Genomic DNA, 13,886 nt, shown 5'->3' with positions numbered 1-13,886 from the left:
GAGAGGTGACCACCATGGTGTTCAAGAGCATCTTCGGCTTCGCCGGCCAGAGCGCGGAGTTCTTCTCCGTGGCCCACGGCGACCGAACGCAGCCGACCGCGGACCCCGACTTCTTCGAGGACGCCACCGACACGACGTACGACGACAAGAGCACGAGCCTGTCCGCCGATGCGATCCACGGGGCTTCCTCGCGCGCGAAGGTCGTACAGGAGCAGTCGCCCGAAGCGCGCCTCATCATGGGCTTCCTCGGCTCCTTCGTTCAAAAGACCCAGGAGGCGGCCGGCCCGACGGGGTACACCAAGGATCTCGGCGCGGTGTCCACAGCAGCGTCCGAAGGCATGCAGCAGTCGAATGCGAAGATGACGAACAACCCCGACCTGAAGAAGAACGAGAAACTGCAGACCAATCCGGACAAGGGCAAGTACACCGGCATGCCCAAGACGCCGGCGAAACCCGAGGCGCCGGAAGCCGGCAAGGCACCCAAGGCGACCGCCGACAAGCCGCCCGGCTCCGAGTGACGCTCCTGGTCGTGAAGGGGGCAGGGGCGAGACCGCCTCTGCCCCCTTCGGCATCACGCGGGCAGCAGCTGCCACTGCCGGCACTGGTGGTCGCCCTCCGCCCCGTCCTGCCTGATCGCCGCGCGGGCGTTGGTGTCCGCTCGCAGGTACAGTCCGCTGTTGCGGTTCACGATCTCGTACACATGCGGAGCGTCCGCCGCCGAGCCCACCGGGATCAGCCTCCACTGCTGGTGATGCGCGTCATCCCCCTCATAGGCGCGTTGCGCGACCACCGCGCCGGCCCACTCCTGCCCACCGACGACCTCCAACGCCTTGCCGCTGCGCACGTTCTCGATCCGGTACAGGGCCTCACCGTCGTCCTGCCCGACCACGACCAGCCGCCACCGCTGATGCCCCCGGGGAACGGGGAGGGCCTGCTGGATCTCGGCACCGTCCTTGGTGGACTCACGCACGACCCCCATCCGCAGCCTGCTGCGGACGTTGGCCCACCAGACCACCGTGCCCGACTCGGGCAGCCCGGCCACCTCCGCCAACGCGACTTTCCGAACCCGGTGGTTGAGGTGGTCGGCGATATAGAGGGCGTCGGCGCAATCCACAGCGAGCCCGTGCGGCGAGCTCAACAGAGCCGAGGCGGCCTGGCCGCCGTCACCGTCGAAGTCCGCGACGCCCGTGCCAGCAACCGTACTGATCTTCCCATCAGCCACCACCTTCCGAACCCGGTGATTGCCGGAATCGGCGATGTAGAGGTCGCCCGCACTGTCCACCGCCAACCCACGCGGGCCGTTCAGCTTGGCCAAAGCGACCGGGCCGCCGTCACCACCGAAGTCCGCGACGCCCGTGCCGGCGACCGTGCTGATCTTCCCGACAGCCGAGACCTTCCGGACCCGGTGGTTTGCGTGGTCGGCGACGTAGACATTGCCGACGCTGTCCACCGCCACCCCATACGGAAAGTTCAGCCGAGCCGAAACAGCAGGCTCATTGTCCCCTTCGCACCCTTCGACTCCGGTCCCTGCCACCGTACTGATCCGAGGGACGGAGTGCTCACCACCTGTGGCTGCCACATGGGCAGTGCTCATCGTCATCCCTTCACCGTTCACTGACCGTCGGCGCGTTCACACGCGAAGCAACCGTGCCGCCGGAGGCGCGCCGCTTCCATGCTGGAGGCCAGCGCTTCCCCGCCCCGGGTCTGCAGCGGGCAAACCCATCCATCAAGTGATCCGGAAGCACCACTCACCAGTCCGGTGAGCCTGCGCCCCGGCGTGCGCACGGGCGCGGAGAGCGCCTCGACAGCGGACAATCACAGCAGTACCTCCATCCGGCGAGACCTTCTCGCCTCATTCCTTGGTTGGGGAAGGACAGCATCGGGGTGCTGGCGATTTCCGTCCCGGCCTCCGCCGCCGGGCTGACGGCGGCGAGGCGCGGCGGTCCAGCCGACGCGCAACCGGCTGAGCACGGCCCGGTCCCCGGCTGGGGGCCGCACCGCCCGCCCTCCCGTCCCTTACTCCTTCATTCCAGCCAAGGGACATGGGCAGAGCGGCCGCGACGGGGATGTCAGCGAGCTGACCACGGAAAAACCGCGTGGTGACCTGCACGGACGTAAGGGTGTCCTGGGGGTGCGCAACAGTAGGCGCAACCCCTGTCGCAACCTGGTGGTCCTGGTCCTCCGGGGCGCCCCGGTTACGCGGCCCGGTTGGCTCGCCGTACCCGGCGGACTGGGTGGCAACGTAGTTGCGCTGCCAGCTCGCCGCCGGTGACGTTGAACGTGCCAGGGGCTGTGCGAACGCACCGGTGAAAGCGGTCTTCGCCCGGCAGCCCGGTGCCGTCGTGGCCCGGCGTCATTGAGGCCCTGACCGGGCCCTGCTGTGCTGGTCCCAGGGTAGGGAGGCGACGTTCGGGGAGTGCTGTCGAGGCCCTCTCCGTGGCGCACTTTGGTGCGCACGCCGGGGCGCAGGCTCACCGGACTGGTGAGTGGTGCTTCCGGATCACTTGATGGATGGGTTTGCCCGCTGCAGACCCGGGGCGGGGAAGCGCTGGCCTCCAGCATGGAAGCGGCGCGCCTCCGGCGGCACGGTTGCTTCGCGTGTGAACGCGCCGACGGTCAGTGAACGGTGAAGGGATGACGATGAGCACTGCCCATGTGGCAGCCACAGGTGGTGAGCACTCCGTCCCTCGGATCAGTACGGTGGCAGGGACCGGAGTCGAAGGGTGCGAAGGGGACAACGAGCCTGCTGTTTCGGCTCGGCTCAACCTTCCGTATGGGATGGCGGTGGACAGCTCTGGGACCATCTACATCTCCGAATACAAGGGGCACCGCGTTCGGAAGATTACGACCGACGGGAAGATCAGCACGGTCGCCGGCACGGGCGCCTCGGACTTCGGCGGTGACGGTGGTTCCGCCACCGACGCCCATCTGAATGGCCCGCGCGACGTGGTGGTGGACAGCGTCGGCAATCTGTACATCGCCGATGGCAACAATCACCGGGTTCGGAAGGTCACGGCTGACGGGAAGATCAGCACGGTCGCCGGCACGGGCACCCCGGACTTCGGCGGTGACGGCGGATCCGCCACCGACGCCCATCTGAATACCCCGCGTGGGGTGGCGGTGGACAGTGCGGGCATCCTCTACATCGCCGATTCCGACAATCACCGGGTTCGGAAGGTCACGGCTGACGGGAAGATCAGCACGGTCGCCGGCACGGGCACCCCGGACTTCGGCGGTGACGGCGGTTTTGCCACCGACGCCCATCTGAATGGCCCGCGTGGGGTGGCGGTGGACAACGTAGGCAACCTCTACATCGCCGACCACGCAAACCACCGGGTCCGGAAGGTCACGGCTGAGGGGAAGATCAGCACGGTCGCCGGCACGGGTACCGAGGGTTCTGACGGTGACGGCGGCCCGGCAATCTCGGCCCAGCTATACAGCCCGGCGGGGCTGGTGGTGGACAGCACCGGCACCCTCTACATCTCCGAATACAACGGCCACCGGGTTCGGAAGGTCACGGCTGACGGGGGGATCAGCACGGTCGCCGGCACGGGCACCGCGGACTTCGGCGGTGACGGCGATGCGGCCGCCTTGGCCCAGCTGCGCAACCCGTTGGGGCTCGCTGTGAACTGCGTCGACGCCCTCTATATCGCCGACCACTTCAACCACCGGGTTCGGAAGATCGCGGCAGCACCCATGGCCGGGCTCCCCGCCTCGGGCGCGGTGGTTTCCTGGGCCAACGTCCGGAGCAGGTTGCGGATGGCGGCCGCGCGTGAGTCCACCAAGGACGGAGCCGAGATCCACCAGGCCCTGACCGCCCCCAGGGACCACCAGCGGTGGCGCCTGGTCGTGTCAGGCCAGGACAACGGCGACGTCCTGTACACGATCGAGAACGTGCGCAGCGGCAAGGTCCTGGAGGTCGTCGGAGCGCAGGAGACGGCCGGGGCGGTAGTCGCGCAGCGCGCCTACGGGGGTGACGACGCACATCACCAGCAATGGCGGCTGATCCCCGTGGGCTCGCTGACCGACACCCCGCGGGTGTACGAGATCGCGAACCGCAACAGCGGTCTGCTCCTGCAAGTCGACACCAATGCCCGCACGGTGATCAAGCAGTACGGGTCGGAGGGCGACCACCGCGGCCGACAGTGGCAGTTGCTCCCGGTGTGACACACGAGGGGGCAGGGGCGATCCCGTCCCTGCCCGCAGTGGCCGAAACCATGCCGATCAACCCCGGGACCTCGGTCAAGACGGCCTGGGCGTGACGTCAGCCGTCGGCGGGCGTCGAACCTGTCGAACGCGCACGAAACCCCGGGCTGCCATGGCCACGCCCGGGGTCTCGTGCTGTCTCCAGGTTCAGGCCGTGAGCTTCTTGAAGACCGTCTCGAAGCGGTTGAGGGTGTCGTCGTCGACCTGCGCGACGTGGTCGAAGTCTCGGGGCTTGCATTGCTTCTCCCGGGCGATCCCGGTGCGCTTGAGGATCGGGAGGGGCTTGTCGGGGATTACCAGGTCTTCCTCGTTGATGGTCACCTCGGTCGCCTTGTTGTAGAGCCAGAGGTAGTCCTTGGTGGAGAACAGGTCCTCGATGTCGGCCGTCTCCGGGAGCCCGTCGAGCTGGCCGATGACGGTGATGTGGGACGTGTCGACTTAGGCGGCCTCGGCGGCCTCGGCAGCGCTGAGAACCTTGGCGGTCACCTTGGTGGTCTCGGCTCCGTCGATGAGCGCCCGGACGGACAGTCGGCGTCCCATGACGGCGACGAAGGCCAGCATGTTGCCGATGCCGCCGACCGGGATGATCGCCAGCTGGGGATCGGGCCGATGCGGCCCCGGCTGATCAAGTGGTCGGACATGCGCATGAGGAAGATGAAGTCGCTGCTGCCTTCCACGGCCAGGAGCGGGCCGGCCCCCAGGAAGAGGTGCTGCGATACGGCCGGCACGAGCTGTCGTCACGCCTGGTGGAGCTCCCCCGCACCAGCGAGGTCCAGTTCTTCAGCCGTGACAGGGCGTGTTCCACGCGTGCTCGTGCACGGCGGTGGACAGCGTTCTCCTGCGATCACGGGTGGGCGCGAGGGCGAGATGGCCAGCAACGGTGCGAGATGGTCCAGAATGCGGTCGGCAGCGGACTTCGAGACCCCAAATAGCGGCGCCATCTGCCGCAACGTGAGGTTCGTGCGCCAGTACGTGACCACCAGCAACACTCGATCCTCCAGCGGCAAACCCCACGGCCGACCGCGCTGCACGTCGCCCCCTCGCCGCCGCACCAGTGCCACCAGCCTGGCGAACTGCGCCTGGGGCAGCCCTGCAAATGGCTCGATCCACTTGGGATCACCCGCTGAGATCACCCCGCCCATGCCCAACCAACCCACCAAGCGCACCACCAGTTACGGGACAACCTCTCGTTCACTTCTTCCCTCACATTGGGAAAGGGGAGGCGTCCTCGGGCGTGTCAGGCCAGCCTGCGCTCATCATGACGATGCCCGCGCACCGCCTGCTGGCCACCCCGTCTCGCTCTTCTCTGGAGAGCCCTATGAAACAGCTCCGCTCCTGGACACTGGTCGCCGCCCTCGCCCTGACCGCCGTGCTTCTGCCCACCCATACCGTGACCGCCAAGGCCGCCCAGCCCTCCTGCCACGCCGGTTCCGTCTGCTTTTGGAGCGGCGAAGGGTTCAGCGGCTCCTACTGGGAGTGGACCGCCAGCAGCGGCTATCGCTACATTCCTTACCCCCTTCGCGACCACGTGGGCTCCTTCGTCTCGTCCACCCGCGCCTGTTTCATCAACTGGAACCCGGTGGAGAAACGAGAGACGTCTTCAACGGGGACTGGCGCTCCCGCTACCTCGGCGACTTCGGCGGCCGGATCGACGGGGTGGGCCCGCAGGGCTGCTGACGGCGCAAACCATTGTCCGGGGTGCGCTGACCCGGTCTGATTTCCAAAGGTCAAGGTCGTCCACGGCAGGGCCAACCGATCCAGACTGGGAGCGATCACTGGGCGGGGAAATGAAAGGGCCCGGTCCCCTGCTCGGTGGCAGGGAACCGGGCCCATGGCATAACTACAGCGGGTTGTAGGGCAGTCTCTTGCCTGTCTCCCTGTCGTACGCTGCGCCGGTCGGGGAAAGACGAATGGTCCGTGAGGCTGCGCGCGCCCTGCCTTTCCAGGTATCCCCGCCGACGGCGACCCGCACGGTCACCTCAGCGAACGGGTCTTCGACGGGAAGCGCGATCTCGGGGTACTTGGAAAACCACCAGTCCCCTTGACCTTCCTTCCGCTCACTGACGGCGCTTTCGCCGGCCGCGTCGAGGCGCAGGTACTCCGCATTGAGCTGATTAGGTGTCCGGACTTTCAGGACGACTCGTTTTCCGTCCTTACTCCAGCTAGCCAGTACATCTGTGGCAACTCCGTCAATATCGACTTCAGCGCCGGACCGGCCCCGGCACGCAGCGGCGGGGCGGATCGCATCGGCGCGCTCGCTACCGGCACGCGCAGCGGCCCGGCGCTGGACCGCGGCCGCCGGGAAAGTCGATGGTGCGACACCCGGCCGGCTGACATGCTGGCGTCCGCGAAGGGGTGTAGCTCAGATGGCCAGAGCGCCGGTCTCCAAAACCGGATGTCGCAGGTTCGACTCCTGTCACCCCTGCCACACAAGCAGTCCAGCGCCCCCGCCGATACGGCGGGGGCGCTGAAGTCGTGCTGCACCCCCTGCCCCGCAAAAGGTCCGCGACTCCGTACGAGCGAGCCCGTCTCACCGCCGACGCGCTGAGGGTCCGGGCCCGCGGGCGGCCAGCGGCACGGCGGACCTCTGAGGCCAATGAGCGGGCAGCGGACGGCGGCGCGGGCGGCCCCGGGGCGCGGGAGGCCCCCACGATGGGCGGCGAGACGGCGGGCGACCTCGACGTCGCAGCGGGCAGGCAGCGGCACGGCGCGACCCCGACGCGCGAGCGCGCGGAGCAACGCCCGAACGGCACTTGGACGACCAGCCCGAACGCACAACGGCTGCCCGCCGAGCAGCGCGCGTACGCCGATCGCCCACCACCGGCCCCACCGCCCGACGACGAACACACGACCACCCCAGCGCGGGACACCGCTCCCGAAGAACAGGCGCGGCTGGCGACACGGCGTACCCGCAGGGGCCCCTCACAACGGGCCGCGGCGGCGCGGCTCCAACACGCAGCGGCAGCCCTGCGAGAGCGGCGGACAACGGCGCAGCGGCCGACCGGATGACGAGCGAGGCAGAGCTGCGCGGCCCCCGTACGACGGGCGCGGTACAGCGACCAGCCCGAGCGCGCGGAGTCGGCGAGTGGCGGGCGCGAAACGCTGCCTCACTCCGAAGACATTTTTTACTGCGTCTACGATGTCAGCCACTCCTGCGCCGTCGCCACGTCAGCCGTCTCTGGGCAGAGCACGGCGACTGCTAGGACAGGCCGGAGCGCAGCGGAGACAGCGAACGCGTCCAGCCCGACCCGGGCCAGCGCGAACGGCGGGCGCGGTAGGCCTTCACGAAGCCGGTGTTCCTGACGGCCGCCGCCGACTCACGCCTGGTACTCGCTGAGATCGATGGCGTGCACGCGGAGCGGGAGGCCGTACTGCGGGTCGGTCGTGTCGCGCTCCGGGGCCATGCCGAGCTTGCGCATGACGTTCTGGGAGGCCGTATCGGAGATGTGAGCGATGGCGATCACCCGGTCGAGGCCGCGGTCCTGAAGCGCGAACTCCAGGACCGCGTGGGCGGCCTCGGAGGCGTACCCCTGCCCCCAGAAGGGGCGCCCGATCCGCCAGCTGATCTCCACCTCGTGCTGCAGCGCGGGCAGGAACTCGGGCACGGAGAGTCCGGCGAAACCGATCAGCTCGCCGGAGCCGAGGAGCTCGACAGCGAAGAGCCCGAAGCCTTCGTCGTCCCACTCCTCCTCCCACCGCTCGATGGACTCGGCGGTCCGCTCCAGATCATGGATGGACCCGTCACCGATCCAACGCATCACCTCGGGGTCGGCGTTGATCTCGGCCATGGGGGCGAGGTCGTCGTCGGTCCAGCGGCGCAGGAGGAGGCGGGGCGTGAGGATCTCGGTCATGGCTCCATCGTCGCTCACTCCGCATTCCACCCACCCGCCCGCACGCGCGATGTCATCACCCGCTCCGCCTACAGGCCCAGGAACCGGGCCAGGTCCGCGGCGTGCATGGCCGGCAGCAGCGGGTTGTTCCTGGTGTCCCACTCGTCGACGGGCGGAACTCGCCAACAGCTTCCCCGGTTTCCTGCGCCACCCGGCCCGGAGGGCACCATCGGCGGCCTCATCCTCGGCGTCCTGCTGCTCTAGGAGCCGGACACAGCGACTCAGGGGCGGTCCGGCAGACGGCCCGCCCCTTCGCACGTCGTACGGCGAGGACGCTCCCGCGGAGGCAAGCGAGCCGGGGACCTGATCCGGCATGCAGTTCCTTACCGGGAAGCGGCACGCCACGCATGCGCAGAAGGCGGAGCACGGCCCGCAGAGGCTGTTCACCGAGACCGTTCTGCACGGCCTGAAGGCCCGCCTGTGCGACGACGTCGCCTCGCTGGACAGCTACCCGCCCCACGGTCGCGGAGCTGGCGAGGAAGGTCACCAGCGTGCTGGAGGAGCCGCAGCCAGCCACCGCGTGACGGCGGGGGTCGCAACGTCGTTGGACGATGCGACCCCCGAGCCGGGCCCCCGGGGACGTCATGGCTGACCCCCGGGGTCCATGGTGCGTTGAGATCAGATCTCCTCGGCCGCCGTGGCGGTGAGCCAGTTGGCGGCTTCGGCGTCGGTTCAGCACGGCCTGGGCTGGCTGGGCATCGCCGTCCTGGACGACGTGGACGCAGCCCGGGAGCGGGCTGCTCTTGGGGGCAGGGTCGACTACCGGGGCGAGCCGCTGCCCAGTGCCGGCGCTGACCCGGGCGAGGATGACGGTGCGAACTGCGCGCGGGCGGCCGGGATGAGGCAATCGGCGACGGTGGCGGGCCTTTCACGCCGGCGCTGCCCATCTCCCGGTCGGCGGATGGACGGGCAGGCCCAGGACCTCATGGGTACGGCGCAGCAGGGTCGCGGCCGCGCGGGCTGCCGTGCCAGCACGAGCAGCAGGCGGCGGTGGCGCGGATCGCCGAACCAGGCACAGAGCGGCGGGCGCGGCAGCGCGGCTCCGGCACAGCGACCGGCGGCGGGGCAACGACACCGGCCACGCGCGGCGACCTCAAGCAGCACGGCACCGCCCCGACGCGCGGTACGGCGCACGGCGGAACGGCGACCGCAGCAGCAACAGGCGGCAAGACGACGCGGTGCCGGCCAGGCCGTACGACGACCGGCCAGCAGCAGCACGCGCGCGCCCGCGGCGGGCAGCGACCCGGCGGAACGGCGCGCGAGCGCGCGGCCGTGCGAGCGGTGAGTACCAAGACCCCGACACGGGACGACGGAGCTGCGTTCGGCACGGAGCGGCGGAAGGCCGGACGGCGGCCGGCCTGGCCGGACCCGGGGCCCGTGGGCAGTGCCTGGCCGACCTCATCGGCGGAGGCGTGCGGGGTACGGCGACCTCGGCGCTGGGCGAAGCGGAGCGGCGACCGCACGACGACCTCGTACGGCGGCACGACCGTATGGCGACCCCGGCGCGGAGCAGCGGACGGCGAACGGTCCAGGCGGGGTGCGGCCGTACGGCGACCTCGGCTGGCGGCCGTACGACGGGCGGCAGGGCGGCACGACGGAGCCGCAGGCACGCGCGAAGTGCCGTACGACGGACGAACGGCGCAGCGGCAGCCCGGCAAGCGACCCAGCGGGCCCGGCGCCGGCACGCAGGACCTCAACCCGCGCACGCTCCAGGCGCGAAGGCGGCGCGGCGCGGCGCGGCGGCCCCCGCCACGACCAGCCGCAGTCGGCCGGAACACAGCTCGGGCCGAACGGCGCGTGAACACCACATACTGAACGGCAGCTCGGCGGAAGGAAGCGGCCTGACGATCCCGACACGGAGGGCGGCCGTACGGAAAGCGGCCCACGCAGACGGCGGCGACCACACGACAGGCAGCGAGGCCCGGCCGCAGGTGGAGCCTCCGTGGAGCGGGGGTCCGGGGCCGCGCGTGACGTCCTGGGTGCCCGGGCCCCGGCCCGCGCTGCGGGTGTGGACCGGGCGGCGCTGGGTGTATGCCGAGGTACAGGCCCGCCATGACTACCCGGCTCCGGACGGCCGGGCCGTCTACCTCGTGCTGATGCCGGTCCGGGACGACGCCCACTCGGTGCGCGCGTACCGGTGGCCGCAGCCGGTGCTGCGGGTCGCACACGGGCCGCGTGAGCCGTCGGAGCAGCCGAGCCACATCGACTCGGCCACGGCCTGACCTGGCCGGGTCGCGGGGTGTGCCGCTATCGACTGCTCCCAGCCCCTCCGGTAGCCGGGCTGCTTACAGGCCCGGGACGCGGCACGGGCGGTCGCACCGGCGTGCGCGCACATCCGCTGGACCTTCCGGCGCTCTCTCCCGCGTAATGACGTGGCGCCCGCAGAATCGCGCCCAGCCCGAGGCCCCGTTGCGGGGGCGCTCAGGCGACAGGTGCTCTGCTCGAGGTTGTCACTGCCGTCATCCACGCCTGTGGCACGGACAAGTGGGGGCAGACCCGCATACGCCGCTGCACCGGCGTGTCCTCGTCGACCCTGTGACTGGCTCCGGACCGGGCAGGACAGGACAGGACGCAGCCACTCCCCCGGCGGCAGTGCCTGCCTTCGGGCCCGATGGACAGCACCTGCTGGCGGTATCAGAAGGGACAATCTGTCCCGTAGCTTGCGGGGAAGGTCCTCTCCGGGACGCCGTTGTTCATGTGGAAGGTCGAGTACACCTGGTGCTGCTGTCCGCACCATTGCGAGAAGGGGACACTCGGTCCGAAACAGGCCCGACGCTCTCCGCCGGGGAGAGGGGCAGTGTCACAGTAGAACCCCGCTACGCCGCCGTTGATGGTGTTCGGCTCGACGAGTCCCGTGATGTTGGCGACCTTGGTTCCCTTGTTGAGCACGATGAGGGCAGCCTGAGCGGCAGTCCCCGGACTTGCGATGATGCACGTCTGGAAGTGGATGTTCTGTGAGAGGTACGAGATGCTCGTCACCCCGCAATTCCAGCGTGAGCTGGTGCTGAACGTCTGCCACTGACCATCCGCGTGTGCTGATGAGCTGGCGGCGAAGACGAGTCCGAGGGACCCGGCGGCGGCGGTGACCAGCCTGGCAACGCGGCTGAACTTCACGAGGCAATCCTCCGGAGAGTGATGATGACGGTCACTGGAACCATGGTGCGGTGAGGCAGAGCTGGGCGGCCGGCAGTCTGCGAAGGAGCAGGTCAACGGCTTCTGACGGCGGGCCGCGAACCACCTTCCCCTGGGCTGGCGGGCTGAACAAGGCCGGTTTCCGCATGAGAGTCATAAGCGGGAATGATCAATCGGGAATGCAGTGGAGCTGCGGGGCGTCGAGATTTTTCTGACCGTCGCGGAGGAGCTGCACTCCGGCCCTGCTGTCACGGTCCAGACGGCGGTCACCGCGCACGTCGAGGCGATCGGTGAGTCCCGGCACGAGGCGCCGGCTAGGACGCTTTCTTCCGCCGCGCGGTCGTCTTCTTCGCCGCCGTCTTCTTGGCGGCCGGCTTCTTCGCGGGCTTCTTCGGGGCGGGCATCTCGTGCACCGTGGCGTGCTCCCCGGCCTCGCCCCGGGACGCGCGGGCCTGCTCGACGGACGCGTTGAGGGCGGCCATCAGGTCGACCAGCTGCCCCTCGGGCTCCGGCGCGGCGCCGCCGACCGGGACGGGCTGGCGGTGCTCGGCCTTCGCGTGGATGAGCTCCTCGAGCTCCTCGCGGTATTCGTCCCGGAACTCTTCGAGGGTGTCGGTGGTCATGGCGTCGATGAGCGCGACGGCACCGTCGACCTCGCTGTCGCCGATGTCTACCGCGGGCGGGGCGACGGCGGAGGAGTCGCGGATCTCGTCCGGCCAGCGCATGGTGTGCAGCGCGATGACGTCGCCGTCCAGCACCTGCAGCAACCCCAGCCTTTCCCTGTTGTGCCGCGCGCAGGGCTTCGCACAGCAGCTTCACCCGCACGGCGCTGCCTCTGCGGCGCGCCGCCCGAGGCGTTGACCCCACGCGCGGGAGAAGCTGAGGGGGCGTGATCAACATCACCCGCCCGGGTCGGCTCCCGTTCCACGACGAGGTGGCGGACCGACGGGGCGGCGCACCACTCCATGTGAGGGAGGCCGTCATGGCTGAGGAACACGAACGCATTTCGGAAGACGAGGTCGCGGCATTCGTCCGGAAGCTCGAGCAATGGAGCGAGGGCCTCGACGACAAGGAAAAGGCCCTGCTGCAGGCCATGATGACTCCTCCTGAGGACGTGCAGCACGGCACGACAAGTCTTGAGGAGCGCGGCTTCAAGTTCAACAAGTTCAGCATCGAGGTTCCTCTGGAGAGCCTCCTGTACCGCTTCCGGTACGAGCAGGAGGGTCCCGGGAAGCGCGTGTACATCAAGGAGGCAGGCCCGTCGTGGGTGAGATTCATTCAGCGGCAGAGGTGAGGAACGGCATGGAATCGACCTCGGCAGTGCAGCCGGACAAGCAGACGGCGGCCGATCTGGCGGCCAAGCTCTTCGACTGGGGCAATGCGGAACTCTCCGAGAGGGAGCGCGCGATCCTCATCGACCTCGCCTGGCGTCACGCCGGTCCTCACGACCGCATGCGCGTGGAACAGGTGGACGTGCTCGACCCTTCGGAGGAAGCTCTCGTCCGTGAGCTCGAATCGGAGTTTCGGCGGCCGGAATGACCAGTGTGGAACTCATCGTCAAAGCGACCCGACTGTGCAACCTGCGCTGCACCTACTGCTACGACTGGCGCGCGGGCGAGGGCAACACCATGTCCTTCAGCACTCTTGCACGGCTCGTCGCCAGGACGCTCGGCCACCCCGACCATCGTTCGGCCGGGTTCGACTGGCACGGCGGTGAGCCCACGGTCCTTCCCCTCGCCTTCTTCAAGAAGGCACTTCATCTGCAGGAGCGCTTCCGGCAGCCGGGCCAGCTGGTCCGGAACGCCATCCAGACCAACGCCACGCGGATCACGTCGGAGTGGGCGCGATTCTTCGCGGACAACCACATCGACGTGGGCATCAGCATCGACGGGCCGGCTGCCGTTCACGACCGCTACCGTGTCGACAGAGCAGGTCGCCCCACATTGGCCCGGACGCTGGAGGGGCTCCGGCGGCTGCGGGACCACGGGATCGAACCGGGCGTCGGAGTCGTCGTGGACCAGGCGGCCCTGGACCTGGGCCCCGCAGCCCTGTTCGACTTCCTCATCCAGCATGACATCAGCGTCGCCGGTCTCAATTTCGTGATGCCGGACGCCCTCGCCGATGCGATCGGGCACGGCGACGGGCGGCACTACGTCGATCCCGGGCAGTCCGCCCGGTTCCTCATCGGCCTGTACGACCGCTGGCGCCGGCACACAGGCCCGGACATCCACATCCGGGAACTGGCCGCGCTCGTGGAGTCGCTGCACGGCAGGAAGCCCTCGCCGTGCACCCTGGCGGGTCGCTGTTTCGGCATCGTCTATCGCATCGAGCCGAACGGCGACGTCCGCCACTGCGACTATTTCGGAGAAGACCCCCGCTATCGCTGGGGGAACATCAACACCGACGACTTCTCCGCCATCCGGCGGAATGCCGGCCTTCACGAGCGGTCCAAGGCCCATGCGCAGGACCGCGAGCGGATGCGCTCCTGCGACGAATTCAGTGTGTGCAACGGCTGGTGCCCCCATGTACGGCACACATCACGTCAGCACTACGCGGGGCATCGCGAGGACTGCTGTGGCCTGCGACCGCTCATCACGCACATCCGTGCGAACCCGCCGCAGAACGCCCAACCGGCTCCGGCCGTATCAGGTTGACCGA

At 69.3% G+C, this 13,886-nt stretch carries 12 protein-coding genes, 1 tRNA gene and 2 pseudogenes; 8 read left to right on the top strand and 7 right to left on the bottom strand.

From position 1 onward, the window contains the following. Positions 1-14 precede the first annotated feature (14 nt). Positions 15-518: a hypothetical protein gene (locus ACIA79_RS25940; protein ID WP_399430732.1), complete on the top strand. Its 504-nt coding sequence runs from the start codon at positions 15-17 to the stop codon at positions 516-518. 53 nt (positions 519-571) lie between these two features. Here ACIA79_RS25940 and ACIA79_RS25935 read toward each other — a convergent pair. After that, positions 572-1,543 (bottom strand): annotated as a pseudogene (locus ACIA79_RS25935) (RICIN domain-containing protein); the annotation flags it as partial. Positions 1,544-2,640: 1,097 nt separating this feature from the next. Here ACIA79_RS25935 and ACIA79_RS25930 point away from each other — a divergent pair. Next, the gene (locus tag ACIA79_RS25930) at positions 2,641-4,167 is read left to right on the top strand and encodes an RICIN domain-containing protein (protein ID WP_399430731.1); all 1,527 of its coding nucleotides are present in this window, start codon (positions 2,641-2,643) and stop codon (positions 4,165-4,167) included. Positions 4,168-4,353: 186 nt separating this feature from the next. Here the strand turns inward: ACIA79_RS25930 and ACIA79_RS25925 are convergent, their stop codons facing one another. From ACIA79_RS25925 to ACIA79_RS25915, 3 genes and pseudogenes are all read right to left on the bottom strand, one after another. Then, the gene (locus tag ACIA79_RS25925; RefSeq protein ID WP_399430729.1) at positions 4,354-4,527 is read right to left on the bottom strand and encodes a hypothetical protein; all 174 of its coding nucleotides are present in this window, start codon (positions 4,525-4,527) and stop codon (positions 4,354-4,356) included. Positions 4,528-4,644: 117 nt separating this feature from the next. Continuing rightward, positions 4,645-4,767, bottom strand: a complete 123-nt coding sequence (locus ACIA79_RS25920; protein WP_399430728.1) for a hypothetical protein — start codon at positions 4,765-4,767, stop codon at positions 4,645-4,647. Between the two features lie 293 nt (positions 4,768-5,060). Next, a pseudogene (locus ACIA79_RS25915) lies at positions 5,061-5,348 on the bottom strand (transposase family protein); the annotation flags it as partial. On the opposite strand from ACIA79_RS25915, the gene ACIA79_RS25910 reads away from it, so the two are divergent. Together ACIA79_RS25910 and ACIA79_RS25905 are read left to right on the top strand one after the other, a co-directional pair. Further along, positions 5,303-5,923, top strand: coding sequence for a peptidase inhibitor family I36 protein (locus tag ACIA79_RS25910; protein WP_399430727.1), 621 nt, complete (start codon positions 5,303-5,305; stop codon positions 5,921-5,923). The pseudogene ACIA79_RS25915 and the gene ACIA79_RS25910 overlap by 46 nt on opposite strands. A gap of 634 nt (positions 5,924-6,557) precedes the next feature. Then, positions 6,558-6,634: transfer RNA gene (locus ACIA79_RS25905), tRNA-Trp, on the top strand. An 889-nt stretch (positions 6,635-7,523) separates the two neighbouring features. Here the strand turns inward: ACIA79_RS25905 and ACIA79_RS25900 are convergent. Further along, complete coding sequence (locus ACIA79_RS25900) at positions 7,524-8,057, bottom strand: GNAT family N-acetyltransferase (RefSeq protein ID WP_399430726.1); 534 nt, start codon at positions 8,055-8,057, stop codon at positions 7,524-7,526. A 2,006-nt stretch (positions 8,058-10,063) separates the two neighbouring features. Between ACIA79_RS25900 and ACIA79_RS25895 the strand changes: the two genes are divergently transcribed. Continuing rightward, a complete protein-coding gene (locus ACIA79_RS25895) occupies positions 10,064-10,318 on the top strand; it encodes a hypothetical protein (protein ID WP_399430725.1) in 255 nt (84 codons plus the stop codon). Between the two features lie 412 nt (positions 10,319-10,730). Here the strand turns inward: ACIA79_RS25895 and ACIA79_RS25890 are convergent, their stop codons facing one another. Continuing rightward, positions 10,731-11,210 (bottom strand): hypothetical protein, encoded by a 480-nt coding sequence (locus ACIA79_RS25890; RefSeq protein WP_399430724.1) that lies wholly within the window; start codon positions 11,208-11,210, stop codon positions 10,731-10,733. Between the two features lie 332 nt (positions 11,211-11,542). Then, entirely contained in the window at positions 11,543-11,995 is a 453-nt protein-coding gene (locus ACIA79_RS25885; protein WP_399430723.1) for a hypothetical protein, read from the bottom strand. A gap of 122 nt (positions 11,996-12,117) precedes the next feature. Between ACIA79_RS25885 and ACIA79_RS25880 the strand changes: the two genes are divergently transcribed. From ACIA79_RS25880 to ACIA79_RS25870, 3 genes are read left to right on the top strand one after another with little or no spacing between them, the layout of a single operon-like run. Beyond that, on the top strand, positions 12,118-12,522 hold the full coding sequence (locus tag ACIA79_RS25880) for a hypothetical protein (RefSeq protein ID WP_031069236.1): 405 nt from the start codon (positions 12,118-12,120) through the stop codon (positions 12,520-12,522). Then, a complete protein-coding gene (locus ACIA79_RS25875) occupies positions 12,492-12,767 on the top strand; it encodes a hypothetical protein (protein ID WP_399430722.1) in 276 nt (91 codons plus the stop codon). The genes ACIA79_RS25880 and ACIA79_RS25875 overlap by 31 nt, the downstream gene beginning before the upstream one ends. A gap of 5 nt (positions 12,768-12,772) precedes the next feature. Further along, the gene (locus tag ACIA79_RS25870) at positions 12,773-13,882 is read left to right on the top strand and encodes a radical SAM protein (protein ID WP_399430721.1); all 1,110 of its coding nucleotides are present in this window, start codon (positions 12,773-12,775) and stop codon (positions 13,880-13,882) included. The last annotated feature ends 4 nt before the right edge of the window (positions 13,883-13,886 follow it).

It is taken from the genome of Streptomyces sp. NPDC051310 (genome assembly GCF_044455245.1).
Taxonomy (GTDB): Bacteria; Actinomycetota; Actinomycetes; order Streptomycetales; family Streptomycetaceae; genus Streptomyces.
This window is presented reverse-complemented; position numbering and strand designations above follow the sequence as displayed.

What these genes read in the sequence shown, in the direction of transcription:
- ACIA79_RS25940 (WP_399430732.1), top strand. Translation starts at nt 15, where the DNA reads ATGGTGTTCAAGAGCATCTTCGGCTTCGCCGGCCAGAGCGCGGAGTTC.
- ACIA79_RS25930 (WP_399430731.1), top strand. Translation starts at nt 2,641, where the DNA reads ATGAGCACTGCCCATGTGGCAGCCACAGGTGGTGAGCACTCCGTCCCT.
- ACIA79_RS25920 (WP_399430728.1), bottom strand. Translation starts at nt 4,767, where the DNA reads ATGCTGGCCTTCGTCGCCGTCATGGGACGCCGACTGTCCGTCCGGGCG.
- ACIA79_RS25910 (WP_399430727.1), top strand. Translation starts at nt 5,303, where the DNA reads ATGGCTCGATCCACTTGGGATCACCCGCTGAGATCACCCCGCCCATGC.
- ACIA79_RS25900 (WP_399430726.1), bottom strand. Translation starts at nt 8,057, where the DNA reads ATGACCGAGATCCTCACGCCCCGCCTCCTCCTGCGCCGCTGGACCGAC.